The organism is Cohnella sp. GCM10020058, assembly GCF_042683485.1.
Classification (GTDB): Bacteria; Bacillota; Bacilli; order Paenibacillales; family Paenibacillaceae; genus Cohnella.
In genome coordinates, this window is the sequence record NZ_JBHUJV010000009.1 from 746,949 (window position 1) to 773,111 (window position 26,163).

Sequence of the window (26,163 nt, forward strand, 5' to 3'; positions counted from 1 at the left end):
TTGATTATAAATAGATATAACTAATAGGAGAGTGTAGAGCTGCTGTGAACAAAATAATGAGAATAAGTGCAATTTGGATCGTTTCCCTGGCCGTCATCTTCGGATTGGCTGCCTGCGGAGGGAAGAACGACGCCAATGGCTCGCAGTCGGCTTCCGCATCGCCTTCGTCGTCCGCCTCCGAGCCGGCTTCGCCATCTGCGTCGTCTGCTTCCTCCGCGTCGCCCGCGCCGTCCGCCGAAGCAGTCGAACTTACGGTGTCCGCCGCGGCCAGCCTGACGGACGCGCTTGGCGAGCTCAAGGCGCTTTACGAGACCGCGCATCCGGAAGTGACGCTGAGCTTCAACTTCGGCGCCTCCGGCGCTTTGCAGCAGCAGATCGAGCAGGGCGCGCCCGCGGATCTCTTCCTTTCCGCTTCCTCCAAAAACATGCAGGCGCTCGTGGACAAGGGGCTCGTGCAGGAGCAGCATAACCTGTTGAAAAACGAGCTCGTCGTCGTCGTACCTTCGGATGGTGGAGCTGCCGTCGCCAAGCTTGAAGATCTGTCGGATGCCGCGGTCAAGAAGGTCGCCGTCGGCATTCCCGAGAGCGTGCCCGCGGGCGGCTACGCCAAGGACGCGCTGACGGCCGCCGGGCTGTGGGACAGCCTGCAAGCCAAGCTGGTGCAAGGCAAGGACGTACGCCAGGTGCTGCAGTTCGTAGAGACGGCCAACGCCGACGCCGGCTTCGTCTACAAGACGGACGCACTGTCGTCCGACAAGGTCAAGATCGCGTTCGCGGTCGATCCGTCGCAATACAAATCGATTGTATATCCGGTCGGCGTCGTCAAGGCGACCAAGCATGCGGAAGCCGCCGGGAGCTTCTACGCTTATCTGCAGACGCCCGAGGCCATCGCCGTATTTGTGAAGTACGGATTCTCGGCAGCGGCTGCGGCGTAATCGCGGCACAGGATGGACTGGCAAGCGTTCTGGCCGCCGATTCGCCTCTCGCTCCAGGTTGCGCTGATCTCGAGCGTCGTGGCGCTTGCGATGGGAACCTTCGCGGCGCATTTCTTGTCCAGGCGCCGGTTCAGAGGGCGGTCTCTCGCCGAGACCGCCTTCATGCTGCCGCTCGTGCTGCCGCCGACGGTCGTCGGCTTCGTCCTCCTCGTACTGCTTGGAAGGCGCAGTGGGGCGGGCCGGTTCATTGAATGGCTGACCGGCGCGCCGGTCATCTTCTCCTGGTGGGCAGCCGTAATCGCGTCCGTCGTCGTCGCTTTTCCGCTCGTCTATCAGACGATGAAAAACGGGTTCGCCTCCGTCGACCGCGAAGCGGAGGAGGCGGCGCGGGTGGCGGGAGCGAGCGAGATCCAGGTGTTTTTGTATATTACGCTGCCGCTGGCGGGGCATGCGTTCGTTACGGCGTACGTGCTGGCGTTCGCGCGCGGACTCGGCGAGTTCGGGGCGACGCTGATGATCGCGGGCAACATCCCCGGACGCACGCAGACCGTACCGACCGCGATCTACGTGGCCGTGGATGCCGGACATACCGGGATGGCATGGGCGTGGACGGCAGCCGTCATCGGCATATCGTTCATCCTGCTGCTGTTCACGGGACGCGCAAGAAAGTGAGACCTGCAAGAAGATAGCGCTGCGCGGATGATCGCGCAGCGCTATTTTTTACGCAAACCGAACTTGCCCCGCGCTTCCGCTTCAGTGCAGCAGCCGGCTCTCCTTCGCCTTGCGCGTCGAACCGGCCAGCAGGCGGTTGATCGGGCGCTTGAGGGCGAGCCCGAGCAGGAGCGCGGCAGCGGTATACGCAACCATGGACACCAAGCATCGACGCACGATATCCCATAGAATGCCGCCGACCGCCTCCCGCATCATGGAGATGGCGTAGGTGAACGGCAGGAACGGGTGGATTTTCTGAAAAAAAGGCGGGGCCATCTGGATGGGGAACGTGCCGCCCGCCCCGCCGAGCTGCAGCACGAGCATGACGATCGCCAGCGCTTTGCCGACGTTGCCGAACACCGACACGAGCGTGTAGACGATCAGCATGAACACCGCCGACAGCAGCGTCCCGAACAGCACGAACCATCCGGGGCGCGCGACATAGGTGCCGAGTATATAGATGTCCCCCAAGGTGACGCAGAGCGACTGAAGCACGGCTAGCGTCCCGAGCGTCAGGTATCTGCCGAAGTAAACGTGCCGGCTCCGGTAGGTGACGCCGGGCTCGTCGACGTCGACGGACATGACCGATACGAGCAGCACGGCGCCGACCCAGAGCGACAGCGTGGTGAAAAAGGGAGACATCGCGGACCCGTAGTTCGGGATCGGGTACAGCTTGTTTTCCTTCAACTCAACCGGCGCCGCGAAAAACGCGCTTTCCTTCTGCGCATCGTGGCGCAGCAGCTTGATGATGTCCGCCAGGTTGTTCTCTTTCTCAAACGCGCGGATCTTGTCCGCGATCTCGCCGATCTTGCGCTGCGCCGCAGGCAACTCCGCCTTGGCCTTGGCCAGCTCCGTCCCGCCCAAGGTCAGCGCCGACGAGGCGTCCTTCAGCACGCGCTTTGCATCCGGCATCGCGTTCGACGCATCCTTGAGCACAGCCTGTGCCGTGCCGGCCGCCTCGGCGGCCTTGCCGAGCGCCGCATCGATGCGCGGCGCAATCTGCCCGTCGTAGGCGGCCAGCAGATCGCCAAGCCGCTTCTCTCCCTCGCCTGCCAGCGTATTCAGCCGGCCGACGAGTTCTTCTGCCGGCCGCTCGCCCCGCCCGGCGGCGTCAGCGATGCTCTCCAGCAGCTTCGCCTGTTCTAGCATGCCGGCTTGCGTCTGCTCCAGCTTTGCCGCGTGCGCGGACAGCTGGGACGCACCCGACAGGCCGTCCAGCTGCGCGAGCAGGCCGGCGAGCCGCCCGGCGACGTCCGCGCCGGTCCGCAGGCGCTTCGCCGCGCCGGCAGCCGCCGTCCCGACTGCGTCCAGGTCGGGATTCGCATCCTGCAGCAGTGCCGTCACCGAGCGGGCCGCGCCTGCGAGCTGCTGCAGGTGAAGGAGATCCTGCTTGATCTGCGGCCCCATTTGGCCGAGCGCCGTGCGGCTTTGTTCGAGGAGGGCGCCGGTTTTTTCTGACAGTGCCTGGCCCTCCTCCGCGAGCGCGGCCACATCGGGCAGGCGTTTCAGCGCCTTGGCCACGATCCCGCTCGCGAGCTCGACGTCCCGCTGCGCTGTGTCCGCCGCGGCGTTAATCTCCGGGAAGGCGGCTTCGAGTTTAAACAGCAGCGTTTTTACCTTTTCGATCGACGGCAGGCTCGCCTCAAGCTCGCTGCCGGCTTCGTTAAACAAGCCGAACAGAATGCCGCTCGTCGTCTCGACGAAGCTCTGGCTCACCTCCTGCACGATGCTGCTGGCACCTTTGGAAGTGATTTTCGGCGCGATCGCGTTGATTTTCTCATTGACGTAATAGTCCAGTGTAGCAGGCGAAGGCTCCGCTGCCAGAATCGTGGCGAGGCTCGCGGAAAAGTTGTCCGGAATGACGATCGCCGCGTAGTAGTCGCCGTGCTTCACGCCCCGCATCGCCTCGGCCCGGTCGACAAACGTCCACCCGACGCTAGGGTTGTCGGCGAGCTTGGCCGAGATCTCCTTGCCGACGTTGACGGGCTGGCCGCGAATCGTCGTGCCTTTGTCCTCGTTCGCGACAGCGATGGCGATTCCGCCGGTCTGCGCGTAGGGATCCCAGGACGCCTCGATGTTGAACCAGGCATAAAGAGAAGGCAGGCCCACAAGTCCGAGTATGATGACGGCGGCGGCCGGGTTCGTGAACGCGCGGCGAAGATCGCGCAAGTAAATGGCGAGGACGGTCTTCATGCGCGCAGGCTCCTTCGCTTGGAAATGTGTTCTCATATTGCCCGCGACCGCCGGATTCCATGCCTGCGGCCGCTGCGTGCCGATTGCGGCGGCCGCAGGCGAGCCTTGAGGAAGCTGTCGATGAACGCTGCCCGAGCCTGGGCGAATGCTGCTGACGAACCTAAGCAGGCAGATCGGGGAAGCTTGCGGTACAATGGAAAAAGGAATCTTGGCGCAAGGGGACGATACTCACGATGACGGCATCTCTATACACGCCGGCTAAGCGGCGTAACATCGGCATTTTTGCGCATGTCGACGCCGGCAAGACCACGACGACCGAGCAGATGCTGTTCGCGAGCGGCCGCATCCGCGCGGCCGGCAGCGTGGATGACGGGACCGCGCAGACGGATTCGCTGGAAGTCGAGCGGGCGCGCGGCATCTCGGTCCGCGCGGCGGTCACGCGCTTCGCCTGGCAGGGGATCGACGTGAATCTGGTGGATACGCCGGGGCACGTCGATTTTCTGGCGGAGGTCGAGCGCTCGCTCCGGGTCATGGACGGCGCGATCCTGATCGTATCGGCCGCCGAAGGCGTCCAGGCGCAGACTGAGGTCGTCTGGCAGGCGCTGCGCGAATTGAAGCTGCCGACGATTCTATACGTCAACAAGATGGATCGCGTAGGGGCCGATCCGGCCGGCGTGCTCCGCCAGATCCGCCGGCTGCTCTCGCCGGCCGCCGTGCCGATTCAAGCGCCGGTCGGGACCGAGGACGGCTTCCAAGGGACGATCGACCTGCTGGCGGCATCGGAAGGAGGCGGCGAGCCGTCCGAATGGGGCGAGGCGTTCGGTCAGATGATGGCCGAGACGGCGGCAGAACGCGACGAAGCGCTGCTGATGCGTTACCTGGAGGAAGGGCGTTTGCCCGCTGCGGACGTCATGGCCTCGCTAAGCGATGGCGCGCGCCGGGGCGATCTGTATCCGGTCCTGTTCGGGGCTTCGGCGCGGGGGATCGGCGTGCGGGAGCTGATGGACGCGATGATCGGGCTGCTGCCGCCGCCCGTAGGCGATCCTGCGGGCGACGTGTCCGGCGTCGTCTTCAAGCTCGAGCGCGATCCGGTCATGGGGCGAATCGCATATGTGCGGCTCTACGGCGGGAAGATCGCGAACCGTGATGTCATAGCCGGCGGCACGGAGGGGACGGGAGACAAGATCACGCAGATCCGCAAGGCGGACGGCAAGCGGTGGGAGGACGTCGGCGTGCTGGAGGCGGGGGATATCGCGGCTGTCTGCGGCTGGAGCAGGGCGCGTATCGGGGATATCGTCGGCTCGCCCGAGCGCGTGCCCGGCGTTCGGCAGCTGGCGGTGCCGCTGCTGACGGTGCAGGCGTTCTGGCGGTCCGAGGCGGAGTACCCCGCCGTGGTCGCGGCCTGCCAGGAGCTGGCGGACGAGGATCCCGCGCTTGCGCTCCAGTGGATGCAGGACGAGCGCGAGCTGCATCTGAAGGTGATGGGGCCGATCCAGACGGAGGTGCTGACCAGCGTGCTGCAGAGCCGGTTCGGCCTGACGGTGACGTTCGGTCCGCCGTCCGTCATTTATAAGGAGACGCCCGCTCGCGCAGGCGAGGGCTATGTCGCGTATTTGGCGCCAAAGCCGTGCTGGGCGATCCTACGCTTCCTCATCGAGCCGCTTCCTCGCGGCAGCGGCCTTGTCTACGAGTCGAAGGAACGCGGCGAGCGCTTGCTCGACAGCTATCAGAACGAGGTGGCGCGGCGCGTGCCGGAAGCGCTGCGGCAAGGGCTGCTTGGCTGGGAGGTCACGGATCTCAAGGTTACGCTGATCGAAGGGGAGCACCATGTGTGGCATACGCACCCGCTCGACTTCGTCATCGCGACGCCGATGGGCATTATGGACGGCTTGGCCCGTACGGACACGCGCCTGCTTGAGCCGGTGCTCAAGTTCAAGCTCTCGGTTCCGGCGGAATTCGCGGGCAAGCTGATGAACGAGCTGCTGCTGATGCGCGCGGTCATCGGCGCGCCCGAGCCGGCGGGAGAGCGGATGGAGATCGAGGGACGCTTGCCGGTGGCCGACTCGCTGGATTTTCCCGCGAGGCTGGGCTCGATGACCAAGGGGCGCGGCGTGCTGTCCGCCTCGTTCGCGGGTTACCAGGAGGCGCCCGCAGACGTGGAGGTTCAGCGCAAGCGCTCGGGCGTGAATCCGCTGGATCAGGCCAGGTTCATATTGGCGGCGCGCAGTGCGCTTACCGTGACGTAAAGCTCGTGCGTGACCCCTTCGCCGGCAGGTTAGCCCGCAGCGCAGCGAGCTGGCTGCAGACAGTATGGATTGCGGGGGAGAGGCTGCGAGCGCAAGCTAGAACCAGCCGCGCTTGGAGCGATATGTACGCACGCGCGAGAGCGCGGACGGCTCCTCCTCGGCGCGCGGGGCGTCCGGCGCAGGCTTCGGGCTTGTGACGGCACGGCCAGCATGTGAGGTCGGGCCAGAGGCGTGAGGGGGCACCGGACGGGCTGTCTCCTCGCCGAGCTGCTGCTCCAGGCGGGCCACGCGGCTGCGCAGCTCGATCAGCTCCAGCTGCAAGCCCGCGACGGTACGTTCCCAGTGATCCAGCACCATGCGTATATCGTCGCCTCCGTCGGCTGCCGAACGGGCCTGCGCGCGTGCGGACGCCGGATCGACGGCCGCTGCGGCCGGATCCTGGCGGGACGATTCAGGCTCGCCGGGCTTGGCGCCGGACAACGCTGTATCGGGTAGTTGCGCGCCGTTCGATTGCTTCAGATCCCGGCCGAGCAGTCCGGCGAGCTCTTCCTTGGACAGTGCCGACGGTTGATCAGGTATGGTCATCGATCCTCCAGCCTCCCGACCCCGGGTTCCATAGATTTCCGAACATGGTTAGGGTCAACTACCATTTTACATGAAAATAAGACTCGCTGCTCAGTACTCATATCAGACTTCAAGGCGAGCGCGGCAGACGCCGCGGAAACAAATGGACTCATGCCGCGATTTGAAGCGGAGGCGCACAAAGGGTTATGATCAAAGGGGCATGAAAAACAAGGATTCCATCCTATTGGACGCAAAGGAGCGCATCTGGCACATGGAGCTTTTAGAAGCGATTAAAGGACGCCGCAGCATCGGCAAAGTAAAGGAAGAGCCGGTCGCTCGTGAATTGATCGAGCAAGTCATCGAGGCGGCGACATGGGCGCCCAGCCATCACAAGACCGAGCCTTGGCGGTTCGTCGTCCTGACCGGCGAAGGCAGGCGCGTGCTGGGCCGTGCATACGCGGCAATGGCAGAGTCCGCGGTCGCCGGCATGAGCGAGCAGGACCGCGCGGATCGTCTCTCCCGCGAAGAAGCCAAGGCGCTGCGTTCGCCGGTCGTCATCGTCGCGGTTAGCTCGCCGGCAGTGGATCACCCGCGCGCAGTCCTGTGGGAAGAGCGGGCGGCCTCGCATGCCGCCGTGCAAAACTTGCTGCTGGCTGCGTACGATGCCGGTCTGGGCGCTGTCTGGCGCACCGGCGACGGCCTCGGGCATCAGGAGATGGTCAAGGCGTTTGCATTGACGGGGAACGAAGAGATCGTGGGCTTCATTTATATCGGTTATCCGGACATAACGCCGTCCGCTGCAACCCGTGTCCCGGGTTCGGACAAGACGCATTGGATCGAGCAGTAATACAACATAAGGCTTCTGCAGGCGGGTGCGCATGCAGAAGCCTTATGTATGATTGCAGGGGCTAGCGCGCAACTTATAGCTGCGGCTTCTCACACGGACACCGGTCTCGTCTCTTCGGAGGCGAGGCTCTCTTTATCTAATCCGTTTCATGCATTCATGCAAAACCGGAAAGGAGGCATGTGCCCGATGACTCATGTCGTTCTGTGGTCCGCCGTGGCTGCTTGCGCGGCGCTTGTACTCGCGCTTGCGCTTGTTTGCCTGTATCTGTACCGGGTAGCGATTGCGCGGAGCAGCAAAGCCTTCCTCGGCGCCGATCCCAGCCTGCCGGAGAACGAAGCGTCCAGCTGGCACTCCGCTGCGGCCTGGTATGCCGGGCAGCCCTTTGAGCTGGTGGAAATGACGTCGTTCGACGGGCTGAAGCTGCGCGCGCATTATTTGCCGGCCGCCGACGCTTCGCACCGCGCCGTCGTCCTCGCGCACGGATACTCCGGGCAGGGCGAAGACATGGCGGCCTTCGCGCGCGAGTATCACGCGGCGGGCTACCATGTCCTCATGCCGGACGCCCGCGGCCACGGACATAGCGAAGGCCGCTACATCGGCTTCGGCTGGCACGAACGCAAGGACTATGCGCGCTGGATCGGCGAGCTGGTCCGCCGGGTCGGCACGGACGCCCAGATTGTGCTTCACGGCATCTCTATGGGCGGCGCCACCGTGCTCATGACGAGCGGTGAGCCGCTGCCGCCGCAGGTCAAGTGCATCGTATCCGACTGCGCGTACAGCTCCGTCAAGGAGATCCTCGCGTATCAGCTGAAGCGCATGTACAAGCTGCCGTCTTTTCCTCTTCTGCCGCTCACAAGTTTGGTCTGCCGCCTCCGCGCCGGCTACTTCTTCGGCGAAGCGTCCGTCGTCCGGCAGGTATCCAAAGCAGAGCGGCCGATCCTTTTTATCCATGGGTCCAGCGACACCTTCGTGCCGACGGCGATGGTCCACAAGCTGCACGAAGCCGCCGCTCCCCCGGACAAGCCGCTGCTGATCGTCCCCGGCGCGCAGCACGGGTCTGCGTATACGACGGATCCGGAGACTTATAAGGGCGAGGTGCTGAAATTCCTGAATAAATATATCATTAATAATTAATGCTAGTCACCTACATCGGTAAGTTGTTGTTTTTCGACTTTGTATAAGCGCCATTCATAAAAATTTTGAGGGTCTTCAAAACTTTTGTATAATTTTGCCCAAGCGATTCCGTGTTCAAATAAATCCGGATAAGAGGCGTTGATTGTGCTATATACCGGTATTCTTGGAATCAAAATATAGTCTACTCCGTGACTGGGAGGATCCTTTAGCGCAGTTCTGAATCCAATGTCGCTTGTGATTAAAAATCGTTTCGGATATTTGCTATTTACGATAATCATAAATGATGCTGCGCTGTCCGTTAAAATGTTTGAATCGGGTAAATTATCGTCCAGCCATTTGGCAACAGAGCGATCCAGTTGAATGCTCTGTATATGTCTTCCAGATTTATAGCTTAGAAATGTATGCTCGTCAGGAGCGATAAGAGGATTGGTTAAAGCATACGTTAACAAACCGATTGAAGCGACTAGGCTGGTTATTACGACAGTAATATTTCGTACGTTTTTTTTTACCTTGCTGAGCTCATAAGGCAGCCATGCCACTGTGAGTGGATAAACATACATAAAATACCTGAACCAGGCAAAGGACGATGCGTTGAGCAACAGCAAAAACTGAAGTGCGGGAATCGAGCAAAAGACCAATAATAAAACAAGGATGTCCCACTTAAATAGCCTCTTGTTCATTATGCGAATGAGAATCACGCCGATGAGTGGGACAGAGAACCAGAGCGTTTTTTGGACGCACAATAAGAAAGCGAGAGAAGGATGAGTAAATATTTCCTGGAAGCGCGTGTCGTTCTTTAAAGATTCCGATTGGGCCGTGTTGGAATATTCGGAGTTTAAAAAGTATAAGGGATTGTCCATTATCGTATAGTTGAAAAAAATCCAAAGCAATCCTGAGCACACAACTGGAAACAATAAAAGCAGCCAAGTTGCTTCCACCTGATACAACTTTTCTTTCAGCTTCCGCTCTCTGGGATGACCCCCGCGCGTCATCAACAGGATGACTATAACAACAGCAAGAGCGAGCCCCGCACCAACCGGAACAGCTTCATATCTTGTCCAAAAAGCTAGGGCTAACGCAAAGCCCGACCTAATTAAGTGGCTCGGATTTGAATTGTTCATCCAGTACGAGAAATGAATGACGACATACATAAGGAAATAAATATAAGGCGAATCGCTAAGCCCATTGATTCCGAACAAAAAAATAAAGGGATTAAAAGCATACAAAAGCACAATAAATATGTTTAGCCACTTTGATAACCCGAAACGAATCCCTGTTTGAAATAACAGCACAACGGTTAACCCGGAAAACAAACTGCTTACTACAATGGAGGCAATCCCATGTGATGCCAACGTCGGAAAGATTGGATACAGCAGCAGTACTACTAAATCCATTAAGCTAGGAAGAGGCGTCCATGTAAAACCAATGGCGGCTAGATGAGGATCCCGGCTATATAAAACATAAAATGCATTTGCTACACGGCTGACCGAATCCGAATGCATGTAACCTTGGAAGTAAGCAATATAGAAACCAACGGAAAAAGCAGGAATGCATACGATAGAGAACAAGATTAGAGACTGAAGCCTTTCCGCTCTGCTCAGTTTCATTTGGTCACTCGGCATAGGATAAAGGCCTCCATTTGCAAATGTTGCTTCACCTTTTGACGGCTAAATTCACCGGCCTTCCATCGGGGAACGAAATGTCCAGCTGCGGTTCAAAAAATAGTTAAACACCGGAATAACGATCGTAACGCATACCTGTCCGAATAAGTAAGATTGACTAAGGAGATTCACAGATGCATACATGATCCCTGAGTTTAGAGCCAAACCGGCCACCGAGGTAATGGTATATTTAGCAAAAGTATAAAGATTCGAAGCGCGTTTCGCTTCTTTAAACGTAAATTTACGATTCAGTTCAAATGATATTAGCAATACAACAACAAAACCTATAGCGGAAGCTGGAACAGGCTTTATATTGAAGTGCTCAACCAGTATTATTAGAATTGCGAAGTGAACAATGGTTCCGAGTAATCCTACGAGTCCATACTTAATGAATCTCGTTCGAAGCAGCTGCTTCATTTTTTAGCTTTCTCCTCTCGGCAGCCGCAATCATAGTGGAAGAGCTCTCAATCTCGGAGATGAGGTATCGAGGCCTTCCCTTGGTTTCATGATATATTGCAGCAATATACTCGCCGATGATACCCAAAAATATCATAATCATGCTGCCAATGAATAACAACAGAATAATAACTGTGGTAAATCCAGTAACAGCAATACCGGATAGCTTCTGCCATAGCGTATAAAGCCCAAGAACGACAGCCCCCACAAAAAACAGCATTCCGAAAGTACTTACAAGTCTAAGCGGAATTGTAGAAAACGAGACGACGGCTTCTACAGCAAGCCTGCTTAGCCGTAAAATGCTCCATCTGCTGTTGCCGGAGGAACGGGGAGGAACGGAAAAATGCAATTGCGCGCGGCGGAAGCCTGTCCACACCGTCATCCCTCGAAAAAATGTGTTTCTTTCAGGCATTAGTTTCCAGGCCTCAAGCGCCTTTGACGAAAGTAATTTGAAATCGGAAGCGTTTTTAAGGTTAAATCCGGTCAAGCTGTTGAGCGTTTTATAAAATATAGAGGCTCCGAGCTTCTTTACGAAGGATTCCTTGCCCCTCTCAATCTTCACGCATTCAACAATATCATAATGCTCTTGTCGCCATAATCGGACCATTTCCGGAATCAGATCAGGCGGATGCTGTAAATCGCCGTCCATGACGATGACAGCTTCCCCACGGGCTTGCATCAATCCTGCACATAGGGCAAGCTCCTTCCCAAAATTGCGGCTGAGTCTGACCATGTGTAGGTTGGGTACGGATAAAGCTATACGCTCAAGTTCCTCCCAAGAGTTATCCGAAGATCCGTCGTCGACTAGTATAAGCTCATAGACAGGTTCGGCCTTCTCGATCCAACCAGAGATCACTCTCAGTGCATGGCTCAAATTTCCGCTTTCATTGTACACCGGTATAACCACTGAAAGCCGAGGCAATTCCCCGTCCATGAGCCTTCCTCCATTCATAAATTAATGTAAGTCGTTCAATGGTGTTCCTCCTGCGCTGTTCCTTCGCTCAGACCATGTACGGTCTTTTCCCAATAAAAAGGTTTTGTTATTAATTGCCATGCTGCTTTGATGGCAGCCACGCTCATCAGCACCCAGTAGATCGGAGAAAGGAGGGCAGAGCGAACCAGTCCGTATGACAATCTATTATCCCTCGACTTTTCAAGCGCCTGGATGACCCAATAGACACCAGCGATATTGCTATAAACGAAGAAGAAGTTGCCAAGATAAAGTTCAAGACTTGACATGTAATAAAGGATACCCGGATAAAAGGTCCGTATGAATCCAAGATGCCAACCAAACCATAGTACTAGCAGTGCCCAAAAAATCGGGTTCAGCAGTGGCAGGAGAGGCGTGGCTAGAATCATGACCTGAAAGCCTAAAAATCCCCGAAATCCGAGCTCTTTAAACAGCCTGAAAGGATTGCGCATATGGACAAGCCATGTTTGCATGTAACCCTTGACCCAACGGGAGCGTTGACGGATCCAGTTGCCTACTCGGCTGTTTGCTTCCTCCCAAGTTCGGGAATCGACGATCGCAGTTTTATAGCCCGCCTTGTATAGTCGGATACCGAGGTCCGCATCCTCGGTTACATTGTAGGGGTCCCAGGCGCCCATTTCCTTGAGTACCGATGTCTTAAAATGGTTGGACGTACCGCCAAGCGGGATAGGAACGTCTAGCTTCATGATTCCGGGGAGCAGAAGTTCAAACCACATGCTGTATTCCTGCGTAAACCACCGCGTAAGCCAATTTTGTCGGCTGTTGAAGTAGTTGAGCTTGGCCTGAATGCAAGCGTACTCTTCCGAGCTTTGGTTAAATGTAAGAATGACCTTTTTAAGCTGATCTCGATCAGGTTGATCTTCAGCGTCGTAAATGACCACATATTCGCCCCGCGCCCGAATCAGTCCGTAGTTACAAGCTTTTGGTTTTGTCTTGGGCAAGCTGTCGGGCAAAATGAGCACCGTATAGTAGGACGGCAATCTCATGCGCTGCAGTAGTTCTATTGCCTCGGTGTCATCCCGCTCAATAAGCAATCTTACGTCCAGCTTCGCTTTTGGATAATCCAGCCGCTCCAGATTGCCAATCAAGCTGGGAATTACGCTGCTCTCCTTATACATAGGAACGAGAATCGTGTACACAGGCAGGTCGCGTTCGTTCAGCGCAGCTACTTCTTCGGTAGAGAAGCGGAATTGGGCATTCGTCCGCGAACCGATTAATATAATATTGAATTTGAACAATGTCATGAGGACGTAAAAAAGCTGCACAATTAGATTGAGTCCTATGAGGGTGGCCAGCGGTCTCCATACGAACCCCGTTGCGAGCAGAGCGATGCTTATTGCTGCGAACACCAATTGCGGTCGGGTAAATGTCTTGCTGGCCGAGTTGTGAGGCTGATCCTCTGCGAGTTTGTTCGTACTCTCGTGCAGCATCTCGCTATTGTAGGCTTCAGCCCAGAATAGCTCCATCTCGCCCTTGGAGGCCAATACCTGCTCCACTGGCAGCGAGAGCATCTCCTCAAGTGCTTGACGGCGTTCGTCATTCAACGGATCGCTCACGGCAATCAGATAGCGGTTTGGATATTCGTGGATAATGATAGCGCCGAATTCTCGCGCAACCGATTCGGGCAGCTTTGTGTCGGCATCGACGCTTACTGTGGTGCCGACCCGACCAATCCGGTTCTGGTTGGCTATAATTCGATACAGAGCTTCCGGCTCAATGAATCTTAGAGAGAGCAGAATATCCCCCAATATGCCGCCGCTCTTGCGCTGGAACGAGAGCGCTTTATCTAACTGTTGCTGTGTCAGAAGACCTGACTGCAGCAACAGATCGCCAAGGCGCGTCTTCTCGGCCGGATTGCTGATATATGGGATAAGCGTCTCGGGCGTGACAAGTCCCATCTCGATGAGAATATCTCCAAGCCTTCCGCCGTAAGCCTGCTGACGCTCCATGGCAACCGTAAGTTGCTCGGAACGCAGATGACCGTCATGAACAAGCCGATCGCCGAGCCGCGGTAGCGGCGTATCATTCATTGTTGGCGGTTCCTGAAGGATCGCCTCCTTCAGGATTGGAGCCGGTGCTCCTTCTCGAAGGAAACCCTCTACCGGTTGTTCGGGTAAATGATACAGCCGAGGCGCTGCCTCCACGAGCCAGGCGACGGCGTCGGTTTGACCGAGCAGCCTTACGCGCGCGCGGGCGGCAGACAGTCGACGACGAAGCTCTTCAATCTCGTGGTCGATATGCCCAAGCTGCTTGTGCTGTAAGGACCGCTGGCGCTTCAGACGCTCCTGATCGTTCTTCAGCCGGATCCGGGCATCGCGGAGCGCTGCTCCAGCCGTCCAGGGCGCCGCGCCGTTCAGCCTGAGCCTAAGCCGACTCATGATGGCTCCCTGTCACGCAGCAGGCGGGATTCTTCCTGCTGAGTCTCAGATAACTGTCGGCGCAATTCCTCACGAATCGCCCACTTTTCGGTCTGTAGCCGACCGAATGCCAGGCGCTCTTCTTCAATCGCCTGGTTGACGCGCTCGTTTCGCTTGCGAAGCTTCGCAAGTTCTCGTTGTACGTCGTCCGGCGCAAATCCAACGATGAAACGTTCTCTGCGAATCCAAGCATTTCTATTGCCCATAGCGTCAAACCTCCTTCATGACGCTAGCCGTCTGTGGAACAGCTAACGCGGCACAGGTTGTCGTTTCTACGAGCTGCGCGTCCGCATCGGCCAAAAATGACGCGCCGGCAGGGCCGACGTAAGGAACGCCCAACAGTGCCGGCTGATCACCCTCTGCACTGATGTAGGTGCCGGAACCGGCAGTCAAGGTCCAGACATAGCATCGCCCGTCTGCCTCGGCATGCAGCACCCCGCACCGCGGGAGGCGATGCAGTTTTGTTACGACTGGCGGTGAACTTGCGGACGACGGCCCCCGGTCGAGCTCCAAGGTGCCAAAGCCGATGTCATGCTGTGCTTTTTGCATCCCTTGACCAGGGATGGAGGGGGTAGCGTCCTCGGACTCGTTTAGTCGCCTGACAAGCGGTTTGATGCCGGAAATGGCGCTCTTGGCGCAGATAAGAATGCCCTCTTGCCCAGCGACGACGATGGCATCCTTTAATCCGCTGACAAGGACCGGTACCTTCAGTTCGTTCAGCACCGTCGTACCGCTGCTTGCTTCATCGATGATTCCGAAGCCATTCATCGGTTCGGAGAGATCGTCCGCGATCGCATGCCAGGTGCCGAGATCCTTCCACGGGCCGTCATGGCGCAGGCAACCGATACGTGGCTCCTGCTCGAGTACTTCATAATCGAAGCTTCGCGCAGGGAGGGAGGGGAAATTTTCGTGAAGCTCTTTATAGGAAGTCGGATAACCGCGGCTTGCGAGAAGATTGAGGAAGTAGCTGAGCCGAAACCCGAAAACGCCACAGTTCCACAGTGCGCCCTCCGCGATGAGCTGTTCGGCTAACGCTTCGTCGGGCTTCTCTTTGAAGCCGGAGGCGCGTAGCAGAGTCCCTCCGAATGGCTGTTTCCCGCTTAGAATATATCCGTATTGAGAGGAAGGACTGGTTGGACGAACGCCGACCAGTCCAATTTCCGGAGCCCCTGGCTCTCCCAGTAGTTCGGCCAGGCGGGTCAGCGATGCGTAGAAGGCCGCGTCGGCGCCGGCGTCCACGGGCAAAACGATGACAATCTCTTCACCGGATGCGCGATCTTGGTCGAATAGGTAGGAGCAAGCCAGTGATATAGCGGGAAACGTGTCTCTTCGCTCGGGCTCCACGACGCAAGCGATACTCGTCCCGAGCTGAGCGCGGATGAGTGGCAATTGTGCCGCAGAGGTTGAGACGACAGCTTGAGAGAGCAGGGATGACGATTTAAGACGGGCGATCGTGTGCTGGAGCATCGATAGTCTTCGTCCGTCTGCATCCTTCATTAAGGCGAGATATTGCTTGGAAACGGCTCCCGTCGATAGCGGCCATAGCCGCGTGCCAGCGCCGCCGGCGAGCAGTATGATCTTCATGCTTGCCCCTCCTTTCATCGTTTTCCGAGATATCTATCAAGCCTCAATCCTGCTTGCGGCGATTGAACCATAGCGCGAGGAATGCCAATACCATAATGGCGACGAATGCAAGGCCGAACATTGGCACGCTCACGCCCGATACGGACCAGCGCGACTGTTTGGAGGGTTTTATTTCATAGGAAGCCTCAGCATCCTGGGTATCTGGGAATGCATACAATTTGCCTTGACTGTCGATCGCAACGAAACGTCCGCTCAGGCCGTCACCTTCCGCATCGCCCACCAGTGCGGTTGAGAGCAAAGACAGCCGCTTAGTCGAAGTGGCCGTCAGAACGAGCAGCCTCCGGTCAGTATCGATGCCGAGCGGCGACGTTGTTAGTTGCATATATGCGGCATCACGCTGGATCGCTGGCAGCAACTGCACGGCGCCGGACTTGGCGGTTACGACTGTCTCTTCAAACTTCGCATAGCTTCCGGCGTAGTCCCTGAGTTTAATGGGCATAGATGCGGTAGTGCCGATATACACGACATGACGGTCCTGAAGTTGGTCAGCCCAGTCGGCGACGTCGGTAGTTACCAGGTCGATGTTCTGCGTATCGGGATTGCCGGTTCCGAGGGCGCCGATTAGCGTCATCGCCAACTGAAGACTGGCTGTGTCGGCACGCTCCAGCACAAATGTCGTTGGCTGCCAGGCGCCACCGACGACATAGGGAAATGGCAGCGACTGCAGGTAGGCGGTGTGCCGCGTAGCGGGCGTATAGCTGATGGTCGAAGCGGGATCGATTCGCGCCCAACTCCCGAGGGGGCCGCTGGTTCCGCATGAGACAACGGAGGATGTTGACGTACTGTTAGTTCCGTCTGCACGCTCCGCGAATTGAAAAGCGATTTCGATGGCCAGCGAACGGCTCGTTCCGATGACAGACGGGTTCAACGGCACTTCGAGGAAGCCGTTCTTTGCCGTATCCTTTGTCAGTTCAACGCTGTATACTGGCGTCCCATTCAGGCGGATTGTAGCCTTCGAATGGTGGAAGGCTATCGCTTCGGAGTGCGTGAATTTTAACCGTAGCGTTGCGCCGTCCGTGAGGTCCCATCCGCCGGGAATCGGATAGACGACGGTCACGCTGCCTTGGGCTGTGTTTTGAACCGTCAGATTGTTGTAGCCGATATCCGCGAGTGATACCTCATAAGGATTTCCGGTTTCCGGCGCTTGTTGAAGCGAATCTTCAACTGTCGACGGTATTGGCATTGAAGTGCCTTGCAATTGCCGATAAAGTGCCGAATGGGTAAGGATGTCCGCGGCACGGATAAGCGAATCTCCGGATCCAGATACAACCAATTGTAACAAAACGGGATTCCAGGAGGACGGGGTCAACGAAATGAAGTCCGTGCCGACGCTGTCCTGAGCGCTCGAACGGGCAACTGCGTCCGCCCCCTCCGTCATCAATTTAACACCGGCGCCTTTCCAGCGAGACTCGCCGCCAATCCATATCGCGTTGTTCGATGCGAGTAAATCTTCGCCTGCATCTGACTCCGTGAATATCGGTACCAAGAGCCGTCCGGAAGATGTTTGCGCTGCTAGATACTGGGACAGCCGGGCGGCTGCTGCGAACTCAGCTTTGCTTGGAGTGTCTGGAACGATCAGGACGGCTTTTATCGGATCCGCCTCACCGCGTGCGACGAACGGTCCAGGATAGTTGCCGAGGTTCGCCGGCTCTCCGTTCGGCACGAGCTTCAACTTGATCCGGCTAGAACTCATGACAACCAGCCATGAGGACGGGTTGTCCGGATCCTCACAGATCAGATTGTTGGAGCGAAGCTTGGCGGCCAGCGTAATTTTGTGATAACCCGCCTTCAGGTTCGCGTCGGGGAGGCCGACGCGCCACTCTGTACGGTTGGCATTCTCCGTCGTCAGTTGGATGCTGTCGACTGGGACGTCATCGACGAGCACGGTTAGGCTGGACAACTCAGACAGCAAGGTGTTCGAATGGGAGATAAAGAGGTCGATATAAGAGCCAGCGGCGGAGACGAGGCCTTGCCCGACCTCAAAGTAGGCGTCCTGGCTCGCGCTGTTTCCCTTAAAGGTACGGTCATCATTAAACAGAATACGAACGCCGTCATTGCCCTGCACAGCTGCGACCGTCTCCGCGGCAGCGGCGGAGGGCGGAGATGCAAGGAGAAGCAGAAGGACGGCGGCCAGCATCGTGGAGAGCAGCTTTTTGCGTAAAAAAACTGTTGTTGTCATATGCTAAGACACCTCGTTCCATTCCAGCTCGGCCTGGGCTTTTTCCAGAAGCGTTTTGGCTTCGATTCCGTCCGCAGGGCATTCTGCCGTGCCAAACCTAAGCCGAATTTTAAGTGCAGCTTCTCTTCGTGGCCGCATGACGAGCATGGCAAAAAATTCGTCAGACAGCCGCTCTTTAACCAGGGCCAGCATATCCTCGTCACTTACTTCGGCAGGTTGCTCTGGCATCAGCACCGCTAGCCGCCCCTCACCAAGGTGTGCCTTAGCCAAAGGAGGCTCAGGTAGATCGCCAATGAACGCTGCCGTCTGATTCAGCAGCAACTGGGATTGATCGTAGCCGAACATCCGTCTGTAAATGCGGAATTGCTCAATCTCCACAAGGAGCAATCTGAAGCGTGCGCGTTCGCGGAGAGTGCGGAGTACCTCTTCTTCCAGTAGGAACGCAAAAGCAGTACCGCCAAGAAAACCGTGCTGCGAATCCACCGTATTCGGCTCGAGCTCGTTCGCTGCGCCATCTCCCTGCAGCTCCTCGTAAAGCGATGCCCGCTCGGCAGCCAATCCGCTCGCTTCGGCGAGCCTGCCGATGCTTCCCACAGCGGACATATAAGGAAAGACAGCAAGCCAGATCAAGTCGTTCCAGCCAAACGAGAGCGACCAGTCCGCCTCATACAGCCTATAAATCGCAAATCCGCCATATCCCAGCAGGATGATTAGCGCTGCGGCGAAAGCTTCAAAAGGTCTGCGGATCATAGCAAATACTAGAAGGGTAGCAGACAGCCAAAACCATATTTGATTATCGGAATATAACGGCACCGTGCCGTATGTATAAATAGCTGCAAATCCGAGTGAAGCGAGCTGTACGAACCAACGGATCCATTGTAATCCGGCAAGACTATGATTCATAGGTACCTCCTGAGTGTCGGCAAGCGCATAAGCACTCGACATCTTTCTTCAGTTTTCCAACTTCGGAACGTATTTAGTTTTTTACACCGACTTCAGCGATACTGAACATTATCGCAGAAAAATGAAACTTTTGAGTGGAAATTACACATTAAGTCATATGTACATTATGGGAAGGAAAATATATACGCGACTTAACTCCTGTTTTCGACAAAAAGACATATACATCCTCCTTCTAATTTGAACCATGTTTGACGAGTACGATCAATCTTGATATAGTTCAATAATAAAACAATTCAACTATCGAATAATTAGAGGGTGATATTATTGCTGGCTGGACCGAAGCTTAACGGTCTCATCGAGCGCTACAAGGCTGCGATGTTTACCGTAAACCGGCGCATGACCGCGCTGCTGCGGGACGAGATGCCCGGCGATCTGACGCTGGATCAGTTCGCGATCATTCAGTACGTGGGGACGCGCGACGACTGCACGTCGACCGAGCTGGCCGACGTATTCTGCGTGGGCAAGAGCTCGATTACGGCGATCGTGACGCGTCTGGTGGACAAAGGCCTGATCGTGCGCAGCCCGGACGACAAGGATCGGCGGGTCGTATACTTGCGGCTGACGGAGGAGGGCGGCCGAATGGCGGCCGACCTGAACGAGCGGATCGGATCGCTGCTCGGCGCGTACGTGTCGGCGTTCGACGAGGCCGAAGCTGATCAGTTCATAGAAACCTACGAGAAGCTGGCTCGCGCCGTCATGGATAGCGGAAGCCAAGCTACCGAGGAGAGGGGAGGCGGGCATTCATGAGAAGCATCGTAAAATTCAGATGGGCGGTGCTCGCGCTCTGGCTCGCCGTCTTGGCCGGTCTCGTGCTGACTGCGCCGAATATGGCGGACCTGGTGCGGGAGAAGGGGCAGATCACCGTACCGGACGGCTACACGTCGACGAACGCGAGTGAGCTGCTCCATGAACGGGATGCGCAGCGTGCGGGCGACGGCGAAGGAGGCAGCGGCAACTCGACCGTGCTCGTCTTCCATAGCGACGCCGCGCTGACCGATGCGCAGATGTCCGAGATCAAGGCAGGCATCGACAAGCTGGAGTCCGAGAAAGAGAAGCTTGGCATCGTGTCGGTCACGACGCATTTCGATACGGCTGAGCTCAAGGACCAGATGGTGTCCAAGGACGGCAAGACCGTGCTCGCCCTGCTCTCGGTCGATACGGGCGGACGCGAGCTGTCGGACGTGCGGAAGGACCTGTCGGATGCGATAGCCGACGTCAAGGTCGACCACTACTATACCGGCAACTGGATCATCCAGGAGGACGTCGTCCAGAGCTCCCAGGAAGGGCTGCACAAGACGGAGTACATTACCGTCGTCTTCATTCTGGCGATTTTGTTCCTCGTGTTCAGGTCCGCGATCGCTCCCTTCATCCCGCTGCTCACCGTCGGTATCAGCTACATCGCGGCGCAGTCGGTCGTTTCTTATTTGGTGAAATACCTCGATTTTCCGTTGTCGAACTTCACGCAGATTTTCATGGTCGCGGTCATGTTCGGCATCGGCACGGACTACTGCATCCTGCTTATCAGCAGGTTTAAGGAAGAGCTGGCGCATAACGGCGGAGATAAGGTCGGGGCCATTTTGACGACGTACCGGACAGCGGGGAAAACCGTCATGTATGCCGGTCTGGCCGTGCTCGTCGGCTTCGCCTGCATCGGATTTTCCACGTTCAGCCTGTACCAATCCGCCGTCGCGGTCGCCGTCGGCGTCGCGGTGCTGCTGATCGCGCTTGTAACGCTCGTGCCGTTTTTTATGGCGGTGCTGGGCAAAGCCATCTTCTGGCCGACGCGCGGCTCGCTCGAGCACAAGCCGAGCGGCTTCTGGGGCGCCATGGGCAGCTTCTCCCTGAAGCGGCCGCTCTGGTCGCTGCTCGTGCTGGCGATCGTGCTGGCGCCGTTTCTCTCCATCTATAAGGGCTCGATCTCCTTCAACTCGCTTGACGAGATCGGCGACCGCTACGAATCGGTCAAGGGCTTTAATGTCATCGCCGACAGCTTCGGTCCGGGCGAGTCGCTCACGACGACGGTCGTGCTCAAGACCGACAAGGCGATCGACACGTCCGAAGGGCTCGCGATGATCGAGCGCGTGAGCCGCGAGCTGGCCGGCGTCGATGGCGTCAAGGCGGTTCGGAGCGCGACGCGGCCGACGGGCGAGGCGCCCAAGGACTTTCAGGTGACGTCGCAGGTCGACACGCTCGGCAGCGGGCTCGACCAAGGCGCCGAAGGCATCGGCCAGGTGTCCAAGGGACTCGCCGACGCGAGCAAATCGCTAAGCGCCAACGCGTCCAAGCTCAGCGGTGCGGCCGAGGGCGCCGACAAGCTCGTGGCGGGCACGCAGTCGCTGAAGAGCGGCATCGCGCAGCTGGAGAGCGGCCTGAAAGCCGTGCAGAGCGGGCTGAAGAGCGGCACGGCCGGTGCCGGCGAGCTCCGGCAAGGCGCCGCGCAGGCGAAGAAGAGCGCCGACCAGCTGCTGGCCGCGAGCCGCAAGCTGGAAGCGAGCTACGCCCAGTTGGCGAGCGGGCTCGCTCAGCTCGGCGCCGGCTACAGCGACATTGCCGCCAAGCAGAAGAAGCTGGCGGACGGTCTTGCCGATCTCGGCACGGGCATCGGCGGATTAGGCGACAAGTATCCGGAGCTGGCTTCGGATGCGGACTACCAGCGGGCGGTCACTTCGCTCGGCCAGCTGCAATCCAGCGCCTCGCAGCTGGCGGGCGGGATGTCGCAGCTGAACGCCAAGCTGGACGGCGCGACGGCGGGGCTGAAGCAAGCGAACGCGGGTCTCTCGCAAGCCGCGGACGGCCAAGCGCAGCTGTCGGCGGGGCTCGCGAAGCTGTCCGCAGGCATCGCTTCGCTGCAAGGCGGCTTGCAGCAGGCAGCCGACGGGCAGGGCCAGATCGTCGGTCAGTTGCCCGGCGTGACCGGCGGACTCGACAAGCTGGCGGACGGCCAGCAGCAGCTCGGCGACGGCTTCGCGCAGCTGAACGATCAGCTGGGCGAGCTGACGAGCGGCCTGGATAAGAGCGTGAGCGGTCTCGACCAGGTGTCGGGCGGCCTGAAGTCGGCGCAGGACTACATCGGCGAGCTGTCCTCGGCATCGGACAGCGACCTGAGCGGCTGGTTCATCCCGGCGGACGCGATTCAGCGTGCGGACTTCCAACAGGCGCTGGACGTCTACGCCTCGAAGGATCGCAAGATCACGACGTTCGACGTCATTTTCTCGGGCAATCCGTACGAGCTCGAGACGATGAAGCTGATCGATCCGCTGCAGCAAGCGATCGACCGCGGCTTGAAGGGCACGGCTTATGCTGCCGGCTCGACGCACGAGATCGGCGGCGCCACCAGCGCCAACAACGACCTGCACGAGATCTCCTCCGCCGACTACTCGCGGACGGTCGTGCTCATGCTGATCGGCATTGGTCTGATCCTGATCTTCATGTTCAGATCGATCGTGATTCCGATCTACCTGGTCATCTCGCTGCTCGGAACGTACTACACGTCGCTTGCGATCACGGAGCTCATCTTCGTGCGGATCCTCGGGCATTCAGGCACGAGCTGGACCGTTCCGTTCTTCGGCTTCGTGCTGCTGATCGCGCTCGGCGTCGACTACAGCATCTTCCTGATGGACCGATTCCGCGAATACCGGAACCTGCCGCCGCAAGAAGCGATCCTGAAGGCGATGCGGAACATGGGCACCGTCATCCTGTCCGCCGCGCTCATTCTGGGCGGCACGTTCGCGGCGATGCTGCCGTCGGGCGTCATGTCGCTGCTGCAGATCGCGACGATGGTGCTGTGCGGGCTGTTCCTGTACGCGGTAATCGTGCTGCCGCTGTTCGTGCCGGTCATGGTGCGCACGTTCGGCGAGGCGAACTGGTGGCCGTTCATGGGCCGGCGATCGCCGTCTGATGGCGGCAAATCCCCGACTCTGGAGCGGTCACCGCACGGAGTTTAAAATCATTAGTTTCAAATTCGCTATAGCCCTAAATTTTAGAGGCGATCGATTCCTGTTATTAAACCAGGGATTGATCGTCTTATTTTTTTAGTTTCAGAAAATTTAACGGTTTGTCTGTTTTTGATTTGCTCACCCTCAATGCTTAAAACTATGTGAACACAAGTTAAATTTTAGATTAAAAAATCATATACATATTAAGAAAAAATAATATAATGGTGGTTATGTATGGATAATAACCAATATTTTTCGTTTTAAATAACAACAAGGGAGAATAAAGATGAAAAGGAAAAATCGACTTGCCGCATGTTTATCAGCTTTGTCAGTTTTTTTATTTACGGGGCAAGTGTACGGGGCGCAACAGTACAGCTATCAATACAACTCCAATAACCATCTTATATCCGATGGCTATATAAATAGCCTCAAATATAAAACAAATTATCAATACGATATTAAGGGGAATTTACTTCGTAAGTTTTTAAAGCCAGAGTCTAATGTAGCTGGCGGTCAGAGGCACACGATCGTCGTTAAAAATAACGGAAATGTGTATACATGGGGAGGCAATAATCGGGGTCAGCTTGGAAACGGCAGTACTCAAGCGGCAAGCAAGGCAGTTAAAGTTAATGGAATCACATCTATAGTCGAAGTGAGCGCGGGGGCAGAACATTCTCTAGCCCTCAAGGCTGACGGTACCGTTTGGGCTTGGGGGAGCAACGATTCGGGACAGTTAGGCGATGGAAGCACAACGGATCGCACGAGTCCGGTCCAAGTACACAATTTAACCTCCGTAAGAGCGATTTCCAGCGGGGATCGATTTAACTTGGCATTGCTACAAGATGGAACCGTATGGGCGTGGGGACAAAATACGTACGGGCAGTTAGGCGATCAGTCTACGATTAATCGCACGGAGCCAGTAAAAGTTTCCGGCATCTCCGATATTCAATCCATCGGTACAGGTGCCAACCACGCGTTGGCATTGACGCGCAAAGGGATGCTTTATACTTGGGGATTAAACGATTCGGGACAGTTAGGAGATAACACCTTAATCAACAAGAGCGTCCCGATCCTCAATAATTACGTCAGCTCTGTTCAATCCGTTTCTGCAGGAGCGAAACATACCCTGATTTTAAAAAGCGACGGATCGGCATGGACGTGGGGAGCCAATGCTGAAGGTCAACTTGGAGACGGCGGCACTGCCGCAAGATCGGTACCTTTCAAATTAGCGCTTAGCGATGTCATTGATATCGCTACAGACAATTCAAGTAGCTTTGCCCTAACTAAGAGCAAGACATTGCATGGGTGGGGCTCCAATGCAAGTGGACAATTAGGCGCTAGCTCGCCTGCAACACCGGTAAAGACGCCTGTCATACTACCATTTCGCGCTAAGTATTTAGCAGATTCATTTACTCATACGCTTGCAGTAGGCACGGAGAGTAACGTATCTGCCTGGGGCGATAATACGTTGGGGCAGATTGATGGCACCGCTCTTTCCACAATTGGGGAACCTATCATTGTCTTCCATTTAGGAGATACCCAATTAACGGCACCTTCAAACCTAAGCGCGACGCAAACGACGGATTCCTCAGTAACGCTCTCTTGGGAGGCGCCTGCGTCGGCAGAAGGCACATTGACATATCAGCTATTTAATGGCTCAAGCGTAGTCAAGACTGGAATCGTTGAAAATCAAACGACGATTGCTGGGCTCAAATCGAACGAGCTTTACCGTTATACAGTTAAAGCGGTAGACGAGAGTGGCCGATTATCCCCTGCAAGTGGAGAGATCGAGGCTGTAACTAAGCCGAAGGCACCAACTAACTTGTCGGTATCGATGAATTATGAGACAGAAAAAGCAACTCCAACTTGGACTGCCGTAGAAGCTAACTCTGTAGGTATTGAAGGCTATTATATTTTCGATGGAGACGAAATGATCGGCGCTGCTGTATCTGGCGTGGCTATGAACATTGATTCTAGCCAACCTCATATTCTATCTGTCCGGTCTAAGGATAAGAAAGGAAATTTCTCTGGTAAGAGTAACGCTGTTGCAATTGAATCTACTGCAAGCGAAGGTTTATTAAAGAACGGTAGCTTTGAACAGGCTGGAACCGGCTCTGCTGCTTACTGGATGCAAGAAATCACGCCGAATGCAGCAACGGGCTCGGTGAGTCTGGTAAGCACGCCAGTGTACGCGGGAACGAAGGCGTACAAAATCGCGGCGACGGGAATCCCGGCATGGGAAAATGCGAACATTTCGCAGCGCATCGATGTTGAAGGCGGCAAACGGTACTTGCTGACGAACCACTTGAAGGTAGAGTCCCTGACCCGTGCGCAAGTGGAAATGAGCGTACGGTTCTACGATGCCAATCAGCAGTACATTGGGCAGAACCAGACGGTTTTTAAAGAGTTGACCAATGACTATATCACGCTGGAGCAACTGCGCGACATTCCGGCGAATGCGAAGACGGCTGAAGTCAAGCTGTACCTCGTGGCCAACGATACAAACGGATCGGGCACGATCTACACGGACAAGTTGAGCCTGGTCTACACGACGGACAACAATCTGCTGGACAACGCGAGCTTCGAGAACGCGAACGGGACGAAGCCGGTAAGCTGGGAGACGAGTCTGCCGAGCGGCGCGACGGGTACGTTCAGCACAATTAGCGCGCCGGTAGCGGCAGGAAGCCGCGCGGTGCGCATCACGGCGAGCGGACTGTCGCAGTGGAACGATGCGGCTGTGCAGCAAGAAGTGCCGGTAACGGCGGGCCGTGGCTACAAGCTGAGCGGCAAGCTGAATGTCGAAGCGCTGAATCAAAGTTTGGGTCAAGTGTTCATACGGTTCTACAATGACAGCTATCAGATGCTGGGCGAGAACCATACGGACTACAACGCGCTGACCAATGGCTACGGCGATATCGATCTGCAGGGAATGATTCCTGCAGGAACGACAAGAGCGACGGTTCGCGTAGCGGTGCTGGCCAATGCAAACGGCGGCGCGGGCACGGTATCTGTGGACGATATGCGACTGGAGTACACGGCAGGCGCGGATACCAATCTGGTTAAGAACGGCGACTTCGAGATTGCGACGGTGAACGGGGCAACCAACTGGACGCAAGAAATCACGCCAAATGCGGCAACGGGCTCGGTGAGTTTGGTGAGCACGCCAGTATACGCGGGAACGAAGGCGTACAGAATCGCGGCGACGGGAATCCCGGCATGGGAAAATGCGAACATTTCGCAGCGCATCGATGTTGAAGGCGGCAAACGGTACTTGCTGACGAACCACT

General features: G+C 56.9%; 18 protein-coding genes. 8 read left to right on the forward strand and 10 right to left on the reverse strand.

Features of this window, described 5'->3' with window-relative positions:
• Positions 1-44: 44 nt before the first annotated feature.
• Together modA and modB are read left to right on the forward strand one after the other, a co-directional pair.
• Positions 45-935, forward strand: coding sequence for a molybdate ABC transporter substrate-binding protein (gene modA / locus ACFSR7_RS18625; RefSeq protein WP_378164116.1), 891 nt, complete (start codon positions 45-47; stop codon positions 933-935).
• 12 nt (positions 936-947) lie between these two features.
• Positions 948-1,607 (forward strand): molybdate ABC transporter permease subunit, encoded by a 660-nt coding sequence (gene modB, locus ACFSR7_RS18630; RefSeq protein ID WP_378164118.1) that lies wholly within the window; start codon positions 948-950, stop codon positions 1,605-1,607.
• Positions 1,608-1,688: 81 nt separating this feature from the next.
• On the opposite strand, the gene ACFSR7_RS18635 is transcribed toward modB, so the two are convergent.
• Positions 1,689-3,839 carry a YhgE/Pip domain-containing protein gene (locus ACFSR7_RS18635; RefSeq protein WP_378164120.1) on the reverse strand — a complete coding sequence of 717 codons (2,151 nt, stop codon included), beginning with the start codon at positions 3,837-3,839 and terminating at the stop codon, positions 1,689-1,691.
• Between the two features lie 233 nt (positions 3,840-4,072).
• Between ACFSR7_RS18635 and ACFSR7_RS18640 the strand changes: the two genes are divergently transcribed.
• Entirely contained in the window at positions 4,073-6,085 is a 2,013-nt protein-coding gene (locus tag ACFSR7_RS18640; RefSeq protein WP_378164122.1) for a GTP-binding protein, read from the forward strand.
• Positions 6,086-6,181: 96 nt separating this feature from the next.
• Here the strand turns inward: ACFSR7_RS18640 and ACFSR7_RS18645 are convergent, their stop codons facing one another.
• The gene (locus ACFSR7_RS18645) at positions 6,182-6,670 is read right to left on the reverse strand and encodes a hypothetical protein (RefSeq protein WP_378164124.1); all 489 of its coding nucleotides are present in this window, start codon (positions 6,668-6,670) and stop codon (positions 6,182-6,184) included.
• Between the two features lie 250 nt (positions 6,671-6,920).
• On the opposite strand from ACFSR7_RS18645, the gene ACFSR7_RS18650 reads away from it, so the two are divergent.
• Together ACFSR7_RS18650 and ACFSR7_RS18655 are read left to right on the forward strand one after the other, a co-directional pair.
• On the forward strand, positions 6,921-7,496 hold the full coding sequence (locus tag ACFSR7_RS18650) for a nitroreductase family protein (protein ID WP_378164125.1): 576 nt from the start codon (positions 6,921-6,923) through the stop codon (positions 7,494-7,496).
• A gap of 186 nt (positions 7,497-7,682) precedes the next feature.
• A complete protein-coding gene (locus ACFSR7_RS18655) occupies positions 7,683-8,630 on the forward strand; it encodes an alpha/beta hydrolase (protein ID WP_378164127.1) in 948 nt (315 codons plus the stop codon).
• Between the two features lie 2 nt (positions 8,631-8,632).
• On the opposite strand, the gene ACFSR7_RS18660 is transcribed toward ACFSR7_RS18655, so the two are convergent.
• The 8 genes from ACFSR7_RS18660 to ACFSR7_RS18695 are packed head-to-tail and all read right to left on the reverse strand — an operon-like array spanning position 8,633 to position 18,881.
• Positions 8,633-10,252 (reverse strand): ArnT family glycosyltransferase, encoded by a 1,620-nt coding sequence (locus ACFSR7_RS18660; protein WP_378164129.1) that lies wholly within the window; start codon positions 10,250-10,252, stop codon positions 8,633-8,635.
• 51 nt (positions 10,253-10,303) lie between these two features.
• On the reverse strand, positions 10,304-10,708 hold the full coding sequence (locus ACFSR7_RS18665; RefSeq protein ID WP_378164131.1) for a GtrA family protein: 405 nt from the start codon (positions 10,706-10,708) through the stop codon (positions 10,304-10,306).
• Positions 10,677-11,681, reverse strand: coding sequence for a glycosyltransferase family 2 protein (locus ACFSR7_RS18670; protein WP_378164133.1), 1,005 nt, complete (start codon positions 11,679-11,681; stop codon positions 10,677-10,679). The genes ACFSR7_RS18665 and ACFSR7_RS18670 overlap by 32 nt, the downstream gene beginning before the upstream one ends.
• Positions 11,682-11,716: 35 nt before the next feature.
• The gene (locus ACFSR7_RS18675; RefSeq protein WP_378164639.1) at positions 11,717-14,119 is read right to left on the reverse strand and encodes a cyclic di-GMP-binding domain-containing protein, MshE-related; all 2,403 of its coding nucleotides are present in this window, start codon (positions 14,117-14,119) and stop codon (positions 11,717-11,719) included.
• Entirely contained in the window at positions 14,113-14,361 is a 249-nt protein-coding gene (locus tag ACFSR7_RS18680) for a hypothetical protein (RefSeq protein ID WP_378164135.1), read from the reverse strand. Before ACFSR7_RS18680 ends, ACFSR7_RS18675 begins: the two co-directional genes overlap by 7 nt.
• 4 nt (positions 14,362-14,365) lie before the next feature.
• Positions 14,366-15,739 carry a sugar phosphate nucleotidyltransferase gene (locus tag ACFSR7_RS18685; protein ID WP_378164137.1) on the reverse strand — a complete coding sequence of 458 codons (1,374 nt, stop codon included), beginning with the start codon at positions 15,737-15,739 and terminating at the stop codon, positions 14,366-14,368.
• Positions 15,740-15,782: 43 nt separating this feature from the next.
• Complete coding sequence (locus tag ACFSR7_RS18690; protein ID WP_378164139.1) at positions 15,783-17,978, reverse strand: cellulose biosynthesis cyclic di-GMP-binding regulatory protein BcsB; 2,196 nt, start codon at positions 17,976-17,978, stop codon at positions 15,783-15,785.
• Positions 17,979-17,981: 3 nt separating this feature from the next.
• Positions 17,982-18,881, reverse strand: a complete 900-nt coding sequence (locus ACFSR7_RS18695) for a hypothetical protein (protein WP_378164141.1) — start codon at positions 18,879-18,881, stop codon at positions 17,982-17,984.
• A gap of 315 nt (positions 18,882-19,196) precedes the next feature.
• Here ACFSR7_RS18695 and ACFSR7_RS18700 point away from each other — a divergent pair, with 315 nt between their 5' ends.
• The 3 genes from ACFSR7_RS18700 to ACFSR7_RS18710 all read left to right on the forward strand — a co-directional run.
• Entirely contained in the window at positions 19,197-19,688 is a 492-nt protein-coding gene (locus ACFSR7_RS18700; protein WP_378164143.1) for a MarR family winged helix-turn-helix transcriptional regulator, read from the forward strand.
• On the forward strand, positions 19,685-22,885 hold the full coding sequence (locus ACFSR7_RS18705; RefSeq protein WP_378164145.1) for an efflux RND transporter permease subunit: 3,201 nt from the start codon (positions 19,685-19,687) through the stop codon (positions 22,883-22,885). The genes ACFSR7_RS18700 and ACFSR7_RS18705 overlap by 4 nt, the downstream gene beginning before the upstream one ends.
• A 277-nt stretch (positions 22,886-23,162) precedes the next feature.
• A partial coding sequence (locus ACFSR7_RS18710; protein ID WP_378164147.1) for an RCC1 domain-containing protein occupies positions 23,163-26,163 on the forward strand: 3,001 nt, incomplete at its 3' end.